General features: G+C 69.8%; 22 protein-coding genes. 12 read left to right on the top strand and 10 right to left on the bottom strand.

Annotation, left to right across the window (positions count from 1 at the left end; all coding sequences use genetic code 11):
* Positions 1-23: 23 nt before the first annotated feature.
* Positions 24-1,082, bottom strand: coding sequence for an anthranilate phosphoribosyltransferase (trpD, locus tag ABD798_RS15215; RefSeq protein ID WP_344875125.1), 1,059 nt, complete (start codon positions 1,080-1,082; stop codon positions 24-26).
* Positions 1,083-1,093: 11 nt separating this feature from the next.
* Positions 1,094-1,504, bottom strand: coding sequence for a hypothetical protein (locus ABD798_RS15210; protein ID WP_344875123.1), 411 nt, complete (start codon positions 1,502-1,504; stop codon positions 1,094-1,096).
* A 228-nt stretch (positions 1,505-1,732) separates the two neighbouring features.
* Here ABD798_RS15210 and ctaE point away from each other — a divergent pair, with 228 nt between their 5' ends.
* The 4 genes from ctaE (at position 1,733) to qcrB (ending at position 6,047) form a co-directional block, all read left to right on the top strand.
* Positions 1,733-2,341, top strand: a complete 609-nt coding sequence (gene ctaE / locus ABD798_RS15205) for an aa3-type cytochrome oxidase subunit III (protein ID WP_344875121.1) — start codon at positions 1,733-1,735, stop codon at positions 2,339-2,341.
* An 81-nt stretch (positions 2,342-2,422) separates the two neighbouring features.
* The gene (gene qcrC, locus ABD798_RS15200) at positions 2,423-3,268 is read left to right on the top strand and encodes a cytochrome bc1 complex diheme cytochrome c subunit (RefSeq protein ID WP_344875119.1); all 846 of its coding nucleotides are present in this window, start codon (positions 2,423-2,425) and stop codon (positions 3,266-3,268) included.
* A complete protein-coding gene (gene qcrA / locus ABD798_RS15195) occupies positions 3,265-4,383 on the top strand; it encodes a cytochrome bc1 complex Rieske iron-sulfur subunit (RefSeq protein ID WP_344875117.1) in 1,119 nt (372 codons plus the stop codon). The genes qcrC and qcrA overlap by 4 nt, the downstream gene beginning before the upstream one ends.
* Complete coding sequence (gene qcrB / locus ABD798_RS15190; RefSeq protein ID WP_344875115.1) at positions 4,380-6,047, top strand: cytochrome bc1 complex cytochrome b subunit; 1,668 nt, start codon at positions 4,380-4,382, stop codon at positions 6,045-6,047. Before qcrA ends, qcrB begins: the two co-directional genes overlap by 4 nt.
* Positions 6,048-6,229: 182 nt before the next feature.
* Here the strand turns inward: qcrB and ABD798_RS15185 are convergent, their stop codons facing one another.
* On the bottom strand, positions 6,230-6,430 hold the full coding sequence (locus ABD798_RS15185) for a hypothetical protein (protein WP_344875113.1): 201 nt from the start codon (positions 6,428-6,430) through the stop codon (positions 6,230-6,232).
* A gap of 48 nt (positions 6,431-6,478) precedes the next feature.
* Entirely contained in the window at positions 6,479-7,450 is a 972-nt protein-coding gene (locus tag ABD798_RS15180; RefSeq protein WP_344875764.1) for a GlxA family transcriptional regulator, read from the bottom strand.
* Between the two features lie 94 nt (positions 7,451-7,544).
* On the opposite strand from ABD798_RS15180, the gene ABD798_RS15175 reads away from it, so the two are divergent.
* Positions 7,545-8,417, top strand: a complete 873-nt coding sequence (locus ABD798_RS15175) for a DMT family transporter (protein WP_344875111.1) — start codon at positions 7,545-7,547, stop codon at positions 8,415-8,417.
* Between the two features lie 49 nt (positions 8,418-8,466).
* Here ABD798_RS15175 and ABD798_RS15170 read toward each other — a convergent pair whose 3' ends face one another.
* Both ABD798_RS15170 and ctaC read right to left on the bottom strand, forming a co-directional pair.
* On the bottom strand, positions 8,467-8,865 hold the full coding sequence (locus ABD798_RS15170; protein ID WP_344875109.1) for a cytochrome c oxidase subunit 4: 399 nt from the start codon (positions 8,863-8,865) through the stop codon (positions 8,467-8,469).
* Between the two features lie 34 nt (positions 8,866-8,899).
* Positions 8,900-9,817, bottom strand: coding sequence for an aa3-type cytochrome oxidase subunit II (ctaC, locus tag ABD798_RS15165; protein WP_344875107.1), 918 nt, complete (start codon positions 9,815-9,817; stop codon positions 8,900-8,902).
* Between the two features lie 349 nt (positions 9,818-10,166).
* On the opposite strand from ctaC, the gene asnB reads away from it, so the two are divergent.
* Positions 10,167-12,083 (top strand): asparagine synthase (glutamine-hydrolyzing), encoded by a 1,917-nt coding sequence (gene asnB / locus ABD798_RS15160; protein ID WP_344875105.1) that lies wholly within the window; start codon positions 10,167-10,169, stop codon positions 12,081-12,083.
* 75 nt (positions 12,084-12,158) lie between these two features.
* Here the strand turns inward: asnB and ABD798_RS15155 are convergent, their stop codons facing one another.
* Positions 12,159-13,097: a carbohydrate kinase family protein gene (locus ABD798_RS15155; RefSeq protein WP_344875762.1), complete on the bottom strand. Its 939-nt coding sequence runs from the start codon at positions 13,095-13,097 to the stop codon at positions 12,159-12,161.
* Between the two features lie 176 nt (positions 13,098-13,273).
* Here ABD798_RS15155 and ABD798_RS15150 point away from each other — a divergent pair, with 176 nt between their 5' ends.
* Positions 13,274-13,447, top strand: coding sequence for a hypothetical protein (locus tag ABD798_RS15150; RefSeq protein WP_344875103.1), 174 nt, complete (start codon positions 13,274-13,276; stop codon positions 13,445-13,447).
* Positions 13,448-13,514: 67 nt separating this feature from the next.
* Here the strand turns inward: ABD798_RS15150 and ABD798_RS15145 are convergent, their stop codons facing one another.
* Both ABD798_RS15145 and ABD798_RS15140 read right to left on the bottom strand, forming a co-directional pair.
* Positions 13,515-13,877 (bottom strand): HesB/IscA family protein, encoded by a 363-nt coding sequence (locus ABD798_RS15145; RefSeq protein ID WP_086821229.1) that lies wholly within the window; start codon positions 13,875-13,877, stop codon positions 13,515-13,517.
* Positions 13,878-13,966: 89 nt separating this feature from the next.
* Positions 13,967-15,076 (bottom strand): glycerate kinase family protein, encoded by a 1,110-nt coding sequence (locus tag ABD798_RS15140; RefSeq protein ID WP_344875100.1) that lies wholly within the window; start codon positions 15,074-15,076, stop codon positions 13,967-13,969.
* 49 nt (positions 15,077-15,125) lie between these two features.
* On the opposite strand from ABD798_RS15140, the gene ABD798_RS15135 reads away from it, so the two are divergent.
* The 3 genes from ABD798_RS15135 to ABD798_RS15125 all read left to right on the top strand — a co-directional run bounded on the left by ABD798_RS15135 (position 15,126) and on the right by ABD798_RS15125 (position 17,147).
* Positions 15,126-15,761, top strand: a complete 636-nt coding sequence (locus tag ABD798_RS15135; RefSeq protein ID WP_344875098.1) for a DUF3043 domain-containing protein — start codon at positions 15,126-15,128, stop codon at positions 15,759-15,761.
* A 74-nt stretch (positions 15,762-15,835) separates the two neighbouring features.
* Positions 15,836-16,825, top strand: a complete 990-nt coding sequence (locus ABD798_RS15130) for an aldo/keto reductase family protein (RefSeq protein WP_344875096.1) — start codon at positions 15,836-15,838, stop codon at positions 16,823-16,825.
* A 58-nt stretch (positions 16,826-16,883) separates the two neighbouring features.
* The gene (locus ABD798_RS15125; protein ID WP_344875094.1) at positions 16,884-17,147 is read left to right on the top strand and encodes a hypothetical protein; all 264 of its coding nucleotides are present in this window, start codon (positions 16,884-16,886) and stop codon (positions 17,145-17,147) included.
* Positions 17,148-17,238: 91 nt separating this feature from the next.
* Here ABD798_RS15125 and ABD798_RS15120 read toward each other — a convergent pair whose 3' ends face one another.
* Positions 17,239-17,442, bottom strand: coding sequence for a hypothetical protein (locus ABD798_RS15120; RefSeq protein WP_086821232.1), 204 nt, complete (start codon positions 17,440-17,442; stop codon positions 17,239-17,241).
* Between the two features lie 61 nt (positions 17,443-17,503).
* Between ABD798_RS15120 and cobU the strand changes: the two genes are divergently transcribed.
* Positions 17,504-18,043, top strand: coding sequence for a bifunctional adenosylcobinamide kinase/adenosylcobinamide-phosphate guanylyltransferase (cobU, locus tag ABD798_RS15115; RefSeq protein WP_344875091.1), 540 nt, complete (start codon positions 17,504-17,506; stop codon positions 18,041-18,043).
* Positions 18,044-18,085: 42 nt separating this feature from the next.
* Positions 18,086-19,264 (top strand): nicotinate-nucleotide--dimethylbenzimidazole phosphoribosyltransferase, encoded by a 1,179-nt coding sequence (cobT, locus tag ABD798_RS15110; RefSeq protein WP_344875760.1) that lies wholly within the window; start codon positions 18,086-18,088, stop codon positions 19,262-19,264.
* The last annotated feature ends 7 nt before the right edge of the window (positions 19,265-19,271 follow it).

The following is a 19,271-nucleotide window of genomic DNA, read 5'->3' as shown; positions in this document are numbered from 1 at the left end:
CCTTGGAGAAGTCCTGGGGAAAGTCAGCGGAGGAGTTCGGCGCGCACTGCCGTGGAGCGCCGCGCCCAGGTCTCCAGCAGGCGCGCGGCGGCGCCGGAGTCCACGGCCTCGGCGACCCGGGACATCCCGGCGCGCAGGTCGGCGACGAGGTCGCCGGAGGTGCCGGTGTGGGCGGCCACGGCCCCGGCGGCGTTGAGCAGCACGGCATCGCGCACGGCACCGCGTTCGCCGTCGAGCAGCTTGCGCACGGCGAGCGCGTTCACCGACGCGTCACCGCCGAGCAGGTCAGCGGGCTCGCACGGCGGCACGCCGAGGTCGGCGGGGTCGAGTGTCTCCTGGCGGACCTCGCCGTCGCCGACCACCCAGACCGAGCTGGTCGTGGTCGTGGTCAGCTCGTCGAGCCCGTCGTCGCCGCGCACCACGAGCACGCTGTGCCCGCGCTCGGCGAAGACCTCGGCCATCAGCGGCGCGATCCTCGGGTCGGCGCAGCCGATCAGGCCCGCAGACGGCTGCGCGGGGTTGCTCAGCGGCCCGAGCAGGTTGAACACGGTGGGGATGCCGATCTCCCGCCGCGCCTGCGCGGTGTAGCGCATCGCGGGGTGGAAGACCGGGGCGAAGCAGAAACCGATGCCCAGTTCGGCGACCGTGCGCTCCACGCCCGCGGGAGGCAGGTCGATGGCGACGCCGAGCGCCTCCAGCACGTCGGCGGTGCCGCACTGCGAGGACGCGGCGCGGTTGCCGTGCTTGACCACCGGAACCCCGGCGGCGGCCGTGACCAGCGAGGCCATCGTGGAGATGTTGACCGTGCCGGAGCGGTCACCGCCGGTACCGACGATGTCGACGGCGCGGACGTCCACCCGCACCTTCCGCGCGTGGTCGAGCATGGCCGCGGCCATGCCCGCCACCTCGTCGGCGGTCTCGCCCTTCGCGCGCAGCGTCACCGCGAGCGCGGTCACCTGGGCGATCGTGGCGTTGCCGGACATCACCTGGTCCATGGCCCAGCGGGTCTCCTGCGCGGAGCAGTCCTGCCCGTCGACGAGCTTGCCCAGCAGCGCGGGCCACGTGCGGTCGGTGCCGGCCATCGCCGAGCGCCTCAGCCGCGCACCGCGGGGAGCCGGTGGGAGCGCAGCACCTCGGCCACGGTCTCCGCCGACGCCAGCGGGTCCAGGGGGTGCACCAGCACCGCGTCCGCCTGCGACCAGGTGGCGAGCCAGCGGTCGTCCTTGCGGCGCACCGCGACGATCACCGGGGGGCAGGGGTCGATCTCGTTCTTGACCTGGCGGGACAGGCCCATGCCACCGGTCGGCTGCGCCTCGCCGTCCAGGATCGCCAGGTCGACGGCGCCGGAGTCCATCTCGGAGAGCACGTCGGCGACGGTCTCGGCCTCGATGTAGCGCACGCGCCCCAGGTCGGGGGCCGGCCTGCGGCCCACAGCGGTGATGATGGCCTCGCGCACCTCTGCGCGGTGGCTGAACACCAGAACGGTCATGGCCTGCGTGCTCATCGGTGGATGTCCTCCCGACAGTGCGATCCCAAGACGCGATCCCAAAGACTGCGATCCCGACGAGCCACGATGCTATAGCTCTCCCCCGACACCTCGGCGGTCGTGCCCGGGGAAGGGCGCTCCGGTGCTCACCCGGAGTGCACCGGAGCACCACGCACGGTGCCCGTCGCGGACCCTCGCGCGCGGGGTGCGGACCCGGGCCAGCGTGCGCCATCCCTGCAAGACATAATGCGTCGCGTGACAACGGCTGCGCCCTCAATCGGCCAACGGGTGCACTCGCTGAACCGTCCCAACATGGTCAGCGTGGGCACCATCGTCTGGCTCTCCAGCGAACTCATGTTCTTCGCCGGCCTCTTCGCCATGTTCTTCACGGTGAAGGCCCAGAACGAGGGCGCGTGGCCACCCGCGCCCACCCATCTGAACCTGCCCTACGCCCTGTTCTTCACCGTGATCCTGGTGGCGTCGTCCTTCACGTGTCAGTGGGGCGTCTTCAAGGCGGAGCAGGGCGACGTGTTCGGGCTGCGGCTCTGGTACACGATCACCCTGGTCATGGGCGCGATCTTCGTCGGCGGCCAGGTCGGTGAGTACGTCGAGCTCGTCGAGCACGGCACCACCATCGCCAGCACGGCCTACGGCACGGTGTTCTACCTGACCACCGGCTTCCACGGCCTGCACGTGATCGGCGGCTTGATCGCCTTCGTGTTCCTGATCTGGCGCACGAAGCTGAGCAAGTTCACCCCGGCACAGGCGACGGCCGCGATCGTCGTGTCCTACTACTGGCACTTCGTCGACATCGTCTGGGTCGGCCTCTTCGCCTGCATCTACCTCATTCCCTGACGTGCGTGCCCACCCCCCGGGCGGCGACGCCCGGTACGCACGCAACGAGCCCCGAACTCGACAGCAAGGGTTGCCGCAGACATGACCACCAGGAAAGACGCCGCCTCCGCGGAAGCGGGAGGACGTGGCGCAGAACGGAACCGCAGGCCGCGCACCAAGCTGCGGCGTCGGCTCTCCGGTCTGCTGGCGCTGGGTGTCGCTCTCGTCGGAGCGGGCGCGCTCTACGCGGGCGCGGTGACCCAGCCGCACAAGGCGCAGGCTGCGGCCGATCCCGCAGTGGTCCGCCAGGGCGAGCAGATCTACAACAACGCCTGCATCACCTGCCACGGCGCGAACCTGCAGGGTGTCGAGGACCGGGGCCCGAGCCTGATCGGCGTCGGGGAAGCGGCCGTGTACTTCCAGGTCTCCTCCGGCCGCATGCCGATGGTGCGCCAGGAGGCCCAGGCCGCGCGCAAGCCCGTGAAGTACACCCCGGAGGAGATCGACGCGCTCGGCGCGTTCATCCAGTTCACCGCGGGTGGTCCGGAGAAGCCGCGCGAGAGCGGCGCGCAGCTGCGCGGCGACAACCCGGCGCGCGGCGGTGAGCTGTTCCGGCTCAACTGCGCCTCCTGCCACAACTTCACCGGTCGTGGCGGCGCGCTGTCCTCCGGCAAGTTCGCCCCGCACCTGGACGGCGTGACCGAGGAGCAGGTCTACACGGCCATGCTCACCGGCCCGCAGAACATGCCGAAGTTCTCCGACCGGCAGCTCTCGCCGGACGAGAAGAAGGACATCATCGCCTACGTCAAGTCGGTGACGGACGGCAACAACAACCCCGGCGGCAACCCCCTCGGCGGCTTCGGCCCCGGCACGGAGGGTCTGATCGCCTGGATCATCGGGCTCGCCGCGCTGGTCGGCGTGACCGTGTGGATGGGAAGCAGGGCATGAGCGAGCAGCAGCGCAGTTACAGCGAGGCCGAACTCGCTGAGATGAGCCAGGAGGAGCTCGTCGCCGCCGGCCTCGAGGCCGACCACGTGGTCATCGCCAAGCGGGTCGAGCGGTTCCCGGTTCCCGGGACCCGCGCCGAGAAGCGCGCGATCCGCGGCGTGTCCGCCTGGTTCGCGCTCGCGGCGCTGTCCGGCCTGGCCTTCATCGTCGTGTACGTGGCCTGGCCCAGCGAGTACCGGACGCCGGACACCCACGGCAGCTTCTGGTACGACCTCTACACCCCGATGCTGGGCGTGACCCTGGGCCTGAGCGTGTTCGCGCTCGGCATCGGCGTCATCGCCTACGCGAAGAAGCTGCTCCCGGACGAGACCGCGGTGCAGCAGCGGCACGCCGAGGGCTCCCCGGAGTTCGACAAGCGGACCACCGCGGCGATCCTGGCCGACGCGGGCGCCACCAGCGGCCTCGCCCGGCGCAAGCTGATCACCCGCAGCGCGGGCGCGGCGGCCGGTGTCTTCGGCCTCGGCGTCGGCGTGTTCGCGCTCGGCGGCCTGGTGAAGAACCCGTGGGCCAAGGGCGACAAGTCCGACCTGCTGGTCACCGGCTGGGCCTCCGACAACGGCGAGAAGGTCTTCCTGCGCCGCGACGTCGGCGACCCGCACAAGGTCGTGCTGGTGCGGCCGGAGGACCTGGACGCCGGTGGCTTCGAGACGGTCTTCCCGTTCAAGGAGTCCGAGCGCGGCGACGAGCACGCGCTGATCAAGGGTGTGCGCCGCTCCGACAGCCCGGTCATGCTGATCCGCCTGCGCCCCGGCCAGAAGGTCGGCAAGCGCAAGGGCCAGGAGGACTTCAACTACGGCGATCTCTACGCCTACTCGAAGATCTGCACCCACCTGGGCTGCCCGACCTCGCTGTTCGAGCAGCAGACCGGCCGACTGCTCTGCCCGTGCCACCAGTCGCAGTTCGACGTCTTCAACTACGCCAAGCCGATCTTCGGCCCGGCCACCCGGTCGCTGCCGCAGCTGCCGATCACGGTTGACCCCGAGACCGGCTACCTGATCGCGCGCGGCGACTTCATCGAGCCGATCGGCCCCGGTTACTGGGAGCGTAAGTCATGAGTTCCATCACCACGCCGACCAAGTCGGCAAGCGCCGCCAGCAAGGCGGTCGGCGGGGCTGCGAAGTGGGCCGACGACCGGTACCACCCCGCCGCTGGCCTGCGCCGCCAGATCAGCAAGGTCTTCCCGACCCACTGGTCGTTCATGCTCGGTGAGATCGCGCTCTACAGCTTCATCATCCTGTTGCTGTCGGGCGTGTACCTCGCGCTGTTCTTCGACCCCTCCATGGAGGAGGTCCAGTACGCGGGCTCGTTCACCAACCTCCAGGGCATCTGGATGTCCCGGGCGTTCGAGAGCGCGCTGGACATCTCCTTCGAGGTCCGGGGCGGCCTGTTCGCCCGTCAGGTGCACCACTGGGCGGCGCTGCTGTTCATGGCCGCGATCGTCGCGCACATGCTCCGGGTGTTCTTCACCGGCGCGTTCCGCAAGCCGCGCGAGGTCAACTGGGTCATCGGCATCCTGCTCTTCGTGCTGGGCATGTTCGAGGGCTTCACCGGCTACTCGCTGCCCGACGACCTGCTCTCCGGCACCGGCCTGCGGATCGGCTCCGGCATCGTGCTCTCGATCCCGGTCATCGGCACGTGGATCCACTGGGCGCTCTTCGGCGGCGAGTTCCCCGGCACCGAGATCATCCCGCGCCTCTACACCATCCACATCCTGCTGCTGCCCGGCATCATCCTCGGCCTGGTGGCCGCGCACCTCGCGCTGGTCTGGTACCAGAAGCACACCCAGTTCCCGGGAGTCGGGCGCACCGAGAACAACGTGGTCGGCGTGCGCATCATGCCGCTGTTCGCGGCCAAGGCGGGTGGCTTCTTCGCCGTCACCGCCGGTGTGATCGTGATGATGGCGGGTCTGTTCCAGATCAACTCCATCTGGAACTTCGGGCCGTACAACGCCGCGCAGGTCTCCGCGGGCTCGCAGCCCGACTGGTACATGGCCTGGACCGACGGTATGAGCCGGTTGTGGCCCGCGTGGGAGGTCTACCTCGGGGACTTCATGCTCCCGGCGATCTTCTTCCCGCTGGTGCTGGGCATGGGCATCGTGTTCACCCTCGCGGGCGCCTACCCGTGGATCGAGGCCAAGCTCACCAAGGACAAGGCCCCGCACCACCTGTTGCAGCGCCCGCGCGACACCCCGGTACGCACCTCGCTGGGCATGATGGCGCTGACGTTCTTCATGGTGATGGCACTGTCCGGGTTCAACGACCTCATCGCGGACAACTTCAACATCTCGCTGAACGTGATGACCTGGGCCGGCCGCATCCTGACGCTGCTGGCGCCGCCGATCGCCTACTACGCCACCTACCGCATCTGCATCGGGCTGCAGCGCTCCGACCGCGCGGTGCTGGAGCACGGCGTGGAGACCGGCATCATCAAGCGCCTGCCGCACGGTGAGTTCATCGAGATCCACCAGCCGCTCGGCCCGGTGGACGAGCACGGCCACCCGCTCCCGCTGGAGTACCAGGGCGCGTCCGTGCCGAAGAAGATGAACAAGCTCGGCTTCGCGGGCAAGCCGGTTCCGGGCAGCATGCTCCGCCCGGACCCCGCCGAGGAGACCGCGGCGCTGGAGCGGGCCGCCAAGACCGGCGAGGGCGACCTCACCCCCGGCAACGGCTCCGCCAAGAAGGAGATCTCCGCGGGCAAGCCCCAGCAGCCCAAGGACTGACTCCCTCGCACGCACCACGAAGGCCCCCGCCCACACCGGCGGGGGCCTTCTCCTTTCCCACGCCCATCCCCCGCTCGCGCCGAAGTAGCTGAATGACTCATTCGGGTACTTGGGGACCCTCAATGACTCATTCAGGACGCTCAAGTACCTCAATGAGTCATTCAGCTCGCAAGCGGCGGCGGTTAGGCGTGGTTGCGGCGGCGGCGGGCGGAGGTTCCGGCGGCGGCTAGGAGAAGGCCGAAGACGGCGATGGCGATGTGGGCCCACGGCGAGTAGGGCGTGGCCCAGCGCATGAGGAACCACTCCTGGCCGTTGAACGCCTTGGTGATGACGAGCGAGCCGATGCCCTGGACGATGAGGATGATTCCGATGACTTCCCGCATGGGGTCAACGGTGCCCGCGTGGTCGGCCCGGCCCATCAATCGACGGGGTTAGCGCGGTGTCGGCCGACCGGTTGACCCGAAGGCTCTGCGGTACGCGCTCGGATTGGTGCCGCGCAGGCGCGTGAACTGGTGGCGCAGCGCGGCGGCGGAGCCGTAGCCGCACGCCACGGCGATCTCGTCGACGCTGAGCGCGGTCTCCTCCAGCATCCGCTGCGCGCGGTCGAGCCTGCGCTGGGTGAGCCAGCGGTGCGGCGTGGTGCCGGTCCCGGCGGCGAAGCGGCGCAGGAAGGTCCGCTCCCCCAGGCCGGAGCGCCTGGCCAGCTCCGCGACGGTGACGGGCTGGTCGAGCCTGCGTTCGATCCACTCCAGCACCTCGGCGAGCACGTCGTCCTCGGCGGCGGGGACCGGTGTCTCGACGAACTGCGCCTGGCCGCCTTCGCGGTGCGGTGGGGCGACCATCCTGCGGGCGAGCACGGTGGCGGCGCGCAGCCCCCTGGTGCGTCGCACGATGTGCAGGCACAGGTCGACGGCGGCCACGGTGCCGGCGCTGGTGAACACGCCGGAGTCCTCGACGTAGAGCGCGCTGGGATCGACGAGCGCGCGCGGAAACCGTTGGCGGAACTCGGTTTCGTAGACCCAGTGGACGGTGCAGCCGCGCCCGTCGAGCAGCCCGGCGTGCCCGAGCATGAAGACCCCGGAGCAGAACGCCGCGACCAAGGACCCGCGAGCGGCGGCCCCGGTGATCAGCTCGGCGACGGCGGGCGAGGGCGCCTGCGTGCGGTCGACGCACGTGGGCAGGATGATCAGGTCAGCGGCGGCGGCCACGTCCAGGTCGGCGAGGTCGGTCAGCCCGAAGCCGGACCAGCCCCGCGTCGGACGCCCGCCCGGCGAGCACACGGCGAAGTCCCACCCGGCGATGCCGTCGGCGCTGCGGTCGGTGCCGAAGACCTCGCACGCGACGCCCAGTTCGAAGGGCGACACCACGCCGTCGACAACCACCGCGACCCGGTCAACGCTCAGCTCGGCCATACCGGACAGGCTACGTCAGAAGCTTTGCGGTGCATGTCATCTCTGCCACTCGTCGCCAAGCCCCGCACAGCGGAGCATTTCGGTCATGACAAGCACCATGACCAGCACGAACACCAAGCGCGCGACCCTGGAGTGGGCGAGCGCGATGGCACTCTCCGGCACGATCGGCGTCGCGGTGGTGGAGTCCGGCGCAGCGGCGCCCGCCGTGGCCTTCGCGCGCTGCCTCGTCGGCGGGCTGATCCTCGCACTGTGGTGCGCGTGGAAGGGCTGGCTGCGCCTGTCCGCGCGGGACCTCCGCCTCGCCGCGCTCGGTGGCGTGCTGCTGGTGGCGAACTGGGTGCTGCTGTTCGCCTCGTACTCGCACTCCTCGGTCTCGGTGGCCACGGTCGTCTACCACACGCAGCCGTTCCTGCTGCTGGGCTTGGCCGGGGTGGTCCTCGGCGAGAAGGTGCGCGGGCGCGACCTCGGCCACGGCGCGATCGCCTTCGCGGGTGTGGTGCTGATCTCCTTGGGAGGCCAGGGAATGAACGGCAAGCCGGTCGACGTCGTCGGCATCGCGCTCGCCCTCGGCGCGGCCGCCCTCTACGCCGGGGCCTCGCTCGTGGCCAAGCAGCTCTCGCACGTGAAGCCGCACCTGGTGGCCGCCGTGCAGTGCGCGGTCGGCACGCTCGTGCTGGCCCCGGCCCTGCTGTTCACGCCGCTGCCCGCCTTCGGCGCGGGCTGGTGGTGGCTGCTGGTGCTCGGCGTGGTGCACACGGCGCTGATGTACGTGTTGATGTACCGCAGCATCGGCGTCCTGCCGACGGCGACGGTGGCCCTGCTCTCCTTCCTCTACCCGGCCGTGGCGCTCGTCGTCGACGTCGTGGTCTACGCGCACCACGTGACGCTGCTGGAGGCGCTGGGCATGCTCGCGATGCTCGTCGGCGCGCTCGCGCACAAGCTCCCGGCCAGGCGATGAAAAACGGGGGCGGGCGCATCAAGCGCCCGCCCCCGTCACAAGCAGGAGATCAGTGGTGGTCGGGACCCACGTGGTACTCGAAGAGCAGCCCCGCGACCATGATCAGCACGACGACCAAGCCGATGCCGATCATCCACGGCTCGAAGAACGCCAGCGACACACCGGTGAAGGCCGCCGCCAGCGCGAGGCCGAACGGCCAGTAGCTGCCCGGGGAGAAGAAGCCCAGCTCGCCCGCGCCGTCACTGACCTCGGCGTCCACGTCGTCCTCGGGCCGCTGCTCGATGCGGCGCGCGACGAAGCGCAGGTACGTGCCGACGAGCAGGGTCAGTCCGCCGGTGAGGCTGATCGCCACCGTGCCGACCGGCTCGTGCGACAGGACGCCGTAGGCGATCGCCGCCACTACGCAGAACGCCGTGACCAGATCGAAGATCCGTGCCTCGGTCCTCATGGAATTGCCCTCGCTCTCGAATCCGGCTCGACGGTCAGCGGCCGGACGCGGTGCCCGCGGTGCGGTCGGTGTTGAACGGCTTGGTGGTGATCGCCTGCGGGGAGCACAGCTCGCCGCAGTTCAGCTCAGCCAGCGCCTCGGCGGCGGTGTAGAGCTTGGCGGTCTTGGCGTTCTCCTTGAGCCGCAGCGCCATGTAGCGGTCGAAGACCTCCGACGGCAGGCCGCGGACCTCGAAGTTCATCACCGCGTGGTAGGTGCCGCAGAGCTCGGCACAGCGGCCGACGAACGCGCCGGGGGTGTCGATCCGGTTCTGGAAGACGTTGTCCTGGTTGTTCTTCTTCGGGTACGGGAAGGTGTCCCGCTTGAAGAGGAAGTCCGGGACCCAGAAGGAGTGGATGACGTCCTTGGACTGCAGGGTGTAGCGCACGTTCTTGCCGGTCGGCAGCACCAGCAGCGGGATCTCCGAGCTGGAGCCCACGGTGCTGACCTGGCGCTGCTGGTCGATCTTGTACTTCGGGTCGGTGTAGGTGAACTCCCAGTTCCACTGGAACGAGGTCACCGTGACGTTGACGTCGGCGGGCTCGTCCTTGGAGTTGACGAAGTTCTGCGTCACCGCGGTGAAGTAGAAGAGCACCACGACGATGATCGTCGGGACGGTGATGTAGACCATTTCCAGCGGCACGTTGTACTGCGTCTGCCGCGGGAACTCCTCGCTCTTCTTCCTGTGGAAGATGATCGACCAGAGGATCAGGCCCCAGACCAGCACGCCCATGGCGAGGGCCGCGACGACCGACCAGGTCCAGAGCTGGCGCATCTGCTCGGCCTGCGGCGTGACGCCCTCGGGCCACCCGAAGCGCAGGACCTCCTCGGTCGAACAGCCGGTGGCGACGAAGGCCACCACACCGACCAGGGCGAGAACCTTGGTCAGGCGCGCTGCGCGTGCCGTGAGCACGTGACGCTCCTCCTTGCGGCTCACTGCCGACGCCTCCTCGCTGCGGTTGACGGCCCACCTACGACGTCGGCGGAGATCGGAGCTCACAGGCTGCGACCTGCGCCAACAACGGGCCGACGAAGTCATGCGGGAGCCTAGCTCAGCGGGTGCGCGCTCACCTGCCCGGGGTTGCCTGCCTACGGATGCGGTTTCCCCTGACGCGACAGGCCTGTCAAGCCCCCGAGCGACTTTCGGCATACTGGGCGCTTGGGCGCGTTCAGCCACACGCCCTGGACCGAGGAACGACACCCCCGACGGCGGGACCCCTCCCCCGGGCGCCGCTGTTCGACACGAGAGGTGCGCGAGAAGCGTGTGCGGCCTGCTGGGACTTGTTTGCGCTCCCCACAACAACACCGCGGCGGCGGTCAACGCCGTCGCCAACGCCCTGCACTGCCAGCGGCACCGCGGCCCGGATGAAAGCGACACCTGGCACAACGAGTCGGTGGTGTTCGGCTTCAACCGGCTCTCGATCATCGACATCGAGCGGTCCCACCAGCCGCTGCAGTACGCGAACGGGCGCTACACCATCGTCTTCAACGGCGAGATCTACAACTACCTGGAGCTGCGGGCGGAGCTGGTCGCGCAGTACGGCGCGCGCTTCGCCACCGACGGCGACACCGAGACGATCGTCGCGGCCTACCACCACATGGGCCCGTCCATGGTGTCCCGGCTGCGCGGCATGTTCGCGTTCATGATCTGGGACGCGGAGAAGCGCGTCATCTTCGGCGCCCGCGACCCCTTCGGCATCAAGCCGCTGTTCTACGCGCAGGGCCCCAACGGCATCGCCTTCGCCAGCGAGAAGAAGAGCCTGCTGGACCTGGCGGGCGGGCTCGGCCTGCAGCCGCAGCTGGACCGGACCGCGCTGCAGCACTACCTGATCATGCAGTACGTGCCCGAGCCCGCGACGATGCACACGAAGATCCGCCGCATCGAGTCCGGCACCTCCTTCACCGTCGCGCCGGGCGGCTCGCTGATCACCGAGCGGTACTTCAACCCGCAGTTCACCGCCCGTCCGCTGCGCGGCTCCAGCGAGGTCGCCCAGCTGCACCGGCAGATCGCCGACGTCATGCGGGACTCCGTCGCCAAGCACATGCGCGCGGACGTCACCGTCGGCTCGTTCCTCTCCGGCGGCATCGACTCCACGGTCATCGCCACGCTGGCCAAGGAGCACAACCCGGACCTGATCACCTTCACCACCGGGTTCGAGCGCTCCGGCTACTCCGAGATCGACGTGGCCGCCGAGTCGGCCGCGGCGATCGGGGTCAAGCACGTGGTCCGCACCGTCTCCGCCGAGGAGATGATGCAGGCGCTGCCGCTGATCACCTGGTACCTGGACGACCCGGTCGCCGACCCCGCGCTGGTCCCGCTGTGGTTCATCGCCCGCGAGGCGCGCCAGTACGTCAAGGTCGTGCTCTCCGGTGAGGGCGCCGACGAGCTCTTCGGCGGCTACACCATCTACCGCGAGCCGCTGTCGCTGGCGCCCTTCGAGAAGGTGCCCGGAGCGCTGCGCTCGGTCATGGGCAAGGTCTCCAAGCGCATCCCGGACGGCGTGCGCGGCAAGGACCTGCTGCGCCGGGGCGCGCTGTCGCTGGAGGAGCGCTACTACGGCAACGCGCGGATCTTCCGCGACGACCAGATCCAGGCCGTGCTCAAGGGCTACGACCCGGCGATCCGGCACACCGACGTCACCGCGCGCCCGTACCGCGAGTCGGCGGGCTGGGACCCGGTGACCCGGATGCAGCACGTGGACCTCTTCACCTGGCTGCGCGGCGACATCCTGGTCAAGGCCGACAAGATGACCATGGCGAACTCGCTGGAGCTGCGGGTGCCGTTCCTGGACCCGGAGGTCTTCAAGGTCGCCTCCACGGTCCCGCTGGAGCAGAAGATCACCAAGGAGACCACGAAGTACGCGCTGCGCAAGGCGATGGAGCGGATCGTGCCCGCGCACGTGCTGCACCGCCGCAAGCTCGGCTTCCCGGTGCCGATCCGGCACTGGCTCAAGGACGAGATGCACGACTGGGCGCGCGAGATCGTGCAGGGCTCCGGCACCGACCACCTGATCGACAAGGCCGCCGTCATGCGGATCCTGGAGGAGCACCGCTCCGGCGTGCTCGACCACAGCCGCCGCATCTGGGCGCTGCTGGTCTTCATGATCTGGCACGGCATCTTCATCGAGCGCTCGATCCAGGTGCGGGTGCCCGAACCGCACTACCCCGTCAAGCTCTGAGGCCGGTCAAGCTCTGACCGCTCGAAACGACAGAAGCCCCCTCCGCGCGGAGGGGGCTTCTTCGTGTCTTGGGTGCTACGCGGGGAGCATCGGGGCGATCTCCTCGGCAGCCTCCGGGCCGTAGGCCTCGCTGAGGCGGCGCAGGCCCTCGGCGCGGTCGAAGCTCCACTCCTGGGTGCCCACGGTCTCCAGCACGTTGACCGCGATCAGCGAGCCGAGCTGGGCGGCGCGCTCCAGCGGCAGGCCGCGGCTGAGCCCGGCGAGGAACCCGGCGCGGAAGCCGTCGCCGACGCCGGTCGGGTCGGTCTTGGCGGTCTCCGGCACGGCCTGGACCTGCAGCGCGCCGACCTCGCGGCCGACGATCTCCACGCCCTTCTCGCCGAGGGTGGTGACGCGCATGCCGACCTGGTCGAGCACCTCGTCCTCGGTCCAGCCGGTCTTCTTGAGCAGCAGCTGGAGCTCGTAGTCGTTGGTGAACAGGAACTTCGCGCCGGTGACCAGCTTGCGGGCCTGCTCGCCGTCCATCCGCGCGAGCTGCTGCGAGGGGTCGGCGGCGAAGGCGTAGCCGCGCTGGCGGCACTCCTCGGTGTGCCGCAGCATCGCCTCGGGGTCGTTCGGGCTGATCAGCACGAGGTCGAGCGCCCCACCGGCGCGCTCGGCGACCGGGGACAGCTCGATCTGGCGGGCCTCGGACATCGCGCCCGCGTAGAACGAGGCGATCTGGCACATGTCGTCGTCGGTGGTGCAGACGAAGCGCGCGGTGTGTTTGGTCTCGGAGGTGTGCACGCCCGAGCAGTCGACGCCGTGGCGCTCCAGCCAGGAGCGGTAGTCGGCGAAGTCCGCGCCGACGGCGCCGACCAGGACGGGGCTGTGGCCGAGCACGCCCATGCCGAAGGCGATGTTGGCCGCGATGCCGCCCCTGCGCACGACGAGGTCGTCCACGAGGAAGCTCAGGGACACACGGTCGAGCTGGTCGGCCACGAGCTGCTCGGCGAACCGGCCCGGGAAGTGCATCAGGTGATCGGTGGCGATGCTTCCGGTGATCGCGACGGGCACGAAAGGGTCTCCTCGTTCGGCGGTGAAGGCGTCTGACCAGCCGACTCACCCTTTCAGGTGCACACCGGCCAACCGCGAAGACTACTGCTTGGTAGAGCTGTTCCACACCCGCCGTGAGTCATAACGTCCTCGATGTGACCAGCACCGAACCCAGCACCATCGCAGAGTTGATCAAGGACTGCGCGGACCTGCCCGACTCTCTCCGGTCCAGCTCAGCGGTTGTTCCGCAGCAGCGCGCGGCAGCACCGTGGCGGGTGAGCGAGGCCAACACCGCGCAGGTGCGTGAGATGGACGACTACGGCTGTTGAGCCAGAAGTCTGGACAAACGAAGAGGACCGCGAGCCGGGCTCGCGGTCCTCTCGTCGTTCTGGGCCTTTAGTTGAAGGAGTCCCCGCACGCGCAGGAGCCGGTGGCCTGCGGGTTGTCGATCGTGAAGCCCTGCTTCTCGATGGTGTCGACGAAGTCGATCACCGCGCCGTCGACGTAGGGGACGCTCATCCGGTCAACGGCGACCTTGAGGCCGTCGAAGTCGCGGAAGGCGTCGCCGTCGAGCGTGCGCTCGTCGAAGAACAGCTGGTAGCGGAGGCCGGCGCAGCCGCCGGGCTGGACGGCGATGCGCAGGTGCATGTCGTCCCGGCCCTCCTGCTCCAGCAGGGCCTTGGCCTTGGAGGAGGCCGCCTCGGTCATCGTCACGCCGTGGGTCGGCGTCTCGGTGCCGGTTTCCTGCGCAGAAGTCATGGTTCTCCCTCGGTCTTCCTGAGGCGCTACCTCGGCTGCAACGCATCGGATGGCCTGCTTGTTCCACTTCCATGGTGGCACATCCGGATTCAGCGACCGCCCCACTGCCCGGCCACGTGGGCGGCCAGGTCGGCGAGCGTGCCGGCGGGATCGGCGAGCGAGGCCGCGACCGAGCCCGCGTGCTCGGCGACCGCATAGGAGTCCTCGATGCCGACCGCGGCCGATTCGCGCCTTCCCACGCTGACCTGACCGGCCAGGACCAGGCACGGAAGGCCTCGCTCAGCGGCTCCGGCGGCCACCGCGGTGATCAACTTCCCGCGCAGCGACTGCCAGTCGAAGCTGCCCTCTCCGGTGATCGCCAGCTGCGCCGAGTCCAGCGCGGAGTCCAGCCCAGTGAGTTGGCGCACAAGTCCGGCCCCTGAGACGACCTCGGCCCCGAGCGCCAGCAGTCCCGCGCCGAGACCTCCAGCCGCCCCGGCGCCCGCTGTGTCGCGGACGTCCTTGCCCGTGGCTTCGGCGAGCACGTCGGCCCAGCGGCTCAGCGCGGATTCGAGGGCTTCGACCTCGGCGGCGCCGGCGCCCTTCTGCGGCCCGAAGGTGTTCGCGGCGCCGTGCCTGCCCAGCAACACGTTCTCCACGTCGGAGGCGATCACCAGGCGCGCGGGGAACTCGGGGGTCGCCTTGAGCCGGGCGCAGCCGTTGAGCGGTCCGCCTCCGGCAGGCAGCTCCGCGCCGTCCTCGCCGAGCGGGGCGAACCCGAGCGCCGCGAACAACCCGGCTCCGCCGTCGGTGCTCGCCGAGCCGCCGAGGCCGATCACCACCGTGTGCACGTTCTTGGCGAGCGCGTCGTTGACCAGCTCCCCGACGCCGCGCGTGGTGGCGCGGGAAGCGTCGCGGTCGGCTGCGGGGACGAGGTGGAGGCCGCACGCCTGCGCGCACTCGACGTAGGCCGTGCCGTCGTGTTCGAGCCACTCCGCCTCGACGCGCGCTCCGAGCGGACCGGTCACGCCGACGCGGTGCACCGTGCCGCCGAGCGCGGTGCGCAGCACCTCGACGAAACCGGGTCCGCCGTCGGCGAGCGGCCTCAGCACGAGCTCGTCGCCGGGCGCGGATCGCTTCCACCCCAAGGAAATCGCTTCTGCGGCGGCGCGGGCGGAAAGGGTGCCGCCGAAGCAGTCGGGCGCTACGAGAATCCGCACTTGGCGGACGGTACATCCTCGCAATTCGACCTGTCCTACTCTGTACGCCGTGAGGTTCCTTCGCCGCAGCGCAGCCGCCGACCCCGCGAACTCCGAAGAGGAGGTCGTGGAGGTCAACGCGGACGTCATCGACGGCCCGAAGGGGCACACCACCAGCAAGGGCAAGCCCACCCCCAAGCGCCGCGAGGCGGAGAGCCGCCGTCGCGGTCCCGTCCCGCCGCCGCCGCGCACGCAGCGCGAGGCGCTGCGCCGGATGCGTGGGAACCAGGCCAGCAAGGAAGAGCGCCGCAAGGCCGCTCAGTTCCGCCGCGAGCGGATGATGGCCGGTGACGACAAGTACCTGCTGCCGCGCGACCGCGGTCCCGTGCGCGCCTACGTCCGCGACATCGTGGACTCGCGGCGCAACCTCATGGGCCTGTTCATGCCGCTGGCGATCATCGTGTTCATCGCGGTGCTGACGCCGAACCTCGTCGTGCAGCAGTACGCCAGCCTCGCGTGCATGTTCATGCTGCTGGCCATGCTGATCGAGGGCGTCATGCTCGGCCGGATGGTCGCGAAGCAGGCTCGGCAGAAGTTCCCCGACGAGACCTTCAAGGGCTTCGCGCTCGGCTGGTACGCCTTCACCAGGGCGACGCAGCTGCGCAAGCTCCGCGTGCCCAAGCCGAGGGTCAGCTACAAGAAGTAGGTGTCACGGCTCACACCCCTGGAGCGCGCTCCAGGTACTTAGCGAGGCGAACGAACCCGGTCTAGGCTCGGGTCATGGAGTTTCGTCGTCTCGGCCGCAGCGGCCTTTCCGTCAGTGCCATCTCCTACGGCAACTGGATCACCCACGGCTCGCAGGTCGAGGAGGACCAGGCGCACGCCTGCGTGAAGGCCGCCCTCGACGCGGGCATCACCACCTTCGACACCGCCGACGTCTACGCCAACACCAAGGCCGAGTCGGTGCTCGGGCGCGCGCTCGCCGGGCAGCGCCGGGAGAGCCTGGAGATCTTCACCAAGGTCTTCTGGCCGACCGGCCCCGGCGGTGAGAACGACAGGGGCCTCGGCCGCAAGCACATCATGGAGTCGGCCAACGCCTCCCTGAAGCGGCTCGGCACCGACTACGTCGACCTCTACCAGGCGCACCGCTTCGACAAGTCGGTGCCGCTGGAGGAGACGATGCTGGCGTTCTCCGACCTCGTGCGCCAGGGCAAGGTCCTCTACATCGGCGTCTCCGAGTGGAACGCCGACCAGATCACCCGCGGCGCCGCCATCGCCCGCGAGCTGAACGTCCCGTTCATCTCCAACCAGCCCCAGTACTCCGCGCTGTGGCGGATCATCGAGTCCCAGGTGGTCCCGGCCAGCGAGCGCGAGGGCATCAGCCAGATCGTCTGGTCGCCCATCGCCCAGGGCGTGCTCACCGGCAAGTACAAGCCCGGTCAGCCCGTGCCCGCCGGCTCGCGCGCCACCGACGAGGGCGGCGGCAAGAACTTCGTCGCCCGCTTCCTGCGCGAGGACGTCCTGGAGAAGGTCCAGCTGCTCGAACCCATCGCCGCCGAGGCCGGGCTCACCATGGCCCAGCTCGCCGTCGCCTGGGTCCTGCAGAACCCCAACGTCGCTTCGGCGATCATCGGCGCTTCCCGCCCCGAGCAGGTCACCGAGAACGTCAAGGCCGCGGGCGTGAAGCTCGACGCCGAGGTCATGAAGAAGATCGACGAGGCCCTGGACGGCGTCGTCGAGTACGACCCGCGCCTCACCATCACCCCCTGACCGCACACCACCTCAACGACTCGTTCACGTGGTTCACCGTGCTGAACGAGTCATTGAGGTGGTTGAGCGTGCTGAACGAGTCATTCAGCACGTGGGCCAAGCCCCGAACGACCCGTTTGGTGCGTTGAGCGCGCTGAACGGGTCGTTTGGTGCGCTGGCGGCTCCCAACGGGTCGTTTGGTGCGTCAAAAGACCTGAACGACCCGTTCGGTGCGTTGAGCGCGCTGAACGGGTCGTTTGGTGCACTCAAGTACCCGAAAGGGCCGTTCAGGGAGTTGGAGTACCTGAACGAGTCGTTCGGGTACTTGGTAGGAGCTGAATGAGTCATTCGGGGCGCCCAAGTACCTGAATGAGTCATTGGGGACGCTCAAGTACCTCAATGAGTCATTCAGCGCGTTCGACCGACGTGAGTGGTCACTGCTCGGGTGGGTGGAGGCTCATGGGGCCGTAGACGGGGGTGTCTCCGTCGAGGAGGGTGACCTGGTCGACGCCGCCGTCGAGCAGGTCGGGCCAGTTCTCCTCCAGCCACTGCTCGGCCTCGGTCTGGTCGTCGAACTCCTCGACCGGGCCGATCACGTCGACCTCGGTCGAATCCTGGTAGCGCCAGCGGTATCCCACGTCGCTCTCCCTCTCGCTCGGCCGACGCGACGGTGCTCGGCGCAACGGTAACGTGGCGACGGTGAGTCGACGCACGCTCGTGCTCGGCGGCGCCCGCTCCGGCAAGTCGGCCCATGCCGAGGGCCTGGCGCCCGCCGACCCCTCGGTGACCTACGTGGCGACGGCTCGCAGGCGCGCCGACGACGCCGACTGGGAAGCCCGCATCGCAGAGCACGCCCACCGCCGCCCGGAGTGCTGGAAGACGGTCGAGACGGCCGACGGGCCCGCGCTGGCGGACGTGCTGGCCGAGGCCAGCGAGAACGAGCTGTTGCTGGTGGACGATCTCGCGACCTGGCTGACCGAGGAGCTGGACGCAGCGGGCGCGTGGGACGGCGGCCCCAGGGAGCCGGTGCACGCCGAGGTGGAGCGGCTGGCAAGAGCAGTGAACGACACCAAGGCCCGGGTCGTGCTGGTGTCGGCGGAGGTCGGCCTGGGGGTCCACCCCGCGACGCCTTCTGGCAGGCTCTTTCGCGACGAGCTGGGCAGGCTGAACGCCCGCGTTGCCGAGGTGTGCGACACGGTCACGTTGCTGGTGGCGGGAATCCCGCTGCGGCTGCGCTGACCGCCGGATATGGAGGTTCGAGTGCCCGAGCACAGCGCTGGCATGGCCGTGGAGGACGCAGGTGTCTTCCCGCCGATCACCCCGCCCGACGACGAGGTCCGCGAGCGCGCGGTGGCCAGGCACGCGCAGCTGACCAAGCCGCAGGGCTCGCTGGGCCGCCTCGAAGAGCTGGGCGCGTGGGTCGCGGCCTGCCAGGGCGTGTGCCCGCCGAAGCCGTTCGAGCGCGCCCGCGTGGTGGTCTTCGCGGGTGACCACGGCATCGCCACGCAGGGCGTCTCGGCCTACCCCAGCGAGGTCACCGCGCAGATGGTGGCCAACTTCCTCGCGGGGGGCGCGGCGGTCAACGTGCTCGCCGCCGCTGCGGGAGCGACCGTGCGCGTCGCCGACATCGCGGTCGCGGGCGAAACCGCCCCGATGGTCAGCAAGTACAAGGTGCGCAACGGTTCCGGCCTCATCGACCGCGAGGACGCTCTCTCTGCCGAGGAGACTGCGGCCGCGATCCGCGCGGGCCGCGACATCGCCGACGAGGAGATCGACGGCGGAGCGGACGTGCTCGTCGCCGGGGACATGGGCATCGGCAACACCACGCCGTCGGCCGTGCTGATCGCGGCGCTGACCGGGTCGGAGCCGGTGGCCGTCGTCGGGCGCGGCACGGGCATCGACGACCAGGGCTGGATCCGCAAGACCGCGGCGATCCGCGACGCGCTCCGCCGGGCCCGCAAGGTCGGCGCCGACCCGGTCGGTCTGCTGCGCACTGCCGGTGGAGCCGACATCGCCGCCATGGCGGGCTTCCTCGCCCAAGCCGCCGCGCGCCGCACTCCCGTGGTGCTCGACGGCGTCGTGGTCGGCGCGGCCGCCATGGTCGCCGAGGAGCTTGCCCCCGGCTCGCGCGAATGGTGGGTCGCAGGGCACCGCTCGGTCGAGCCCGCGCACACGATCGTGCTCGACCACCTCGACCTGAAGCCGGTGCTGGACTTCGGCATGCGCCTCGGCGAGGGCTCGGGCGCCCTGACCGCGCTGCCCGTCCTCACCGCCGCCACCAAGATCCTCGCCGAGATGGCCACCTTCGCCGACGCGGGCGTGACCTCCAACGACACGTCCAACGACACCTCCGCTGAAACCGCAGTCACCCCCGAACCCCAGTTCACCGAGCCTGAGCCCGTCCCGGACCCGGAACCCGCGCCCCCGAAGTACACCGTCGCGCCGCCACTCGACCTCTAGCCCAGAA

The organism is Allokutzneria multivorans, from assembly GCF_039537405.1.
GTDB lineage: Bacteria > Actinomycetota > Actinomycetes > Mycobacteriales > Pseudonocardiaceae > Allokutzneria > Allokutzneria multivorans.
This window is presented reverse-complemented; position numbering and strand designations above follow the sequence as displayed.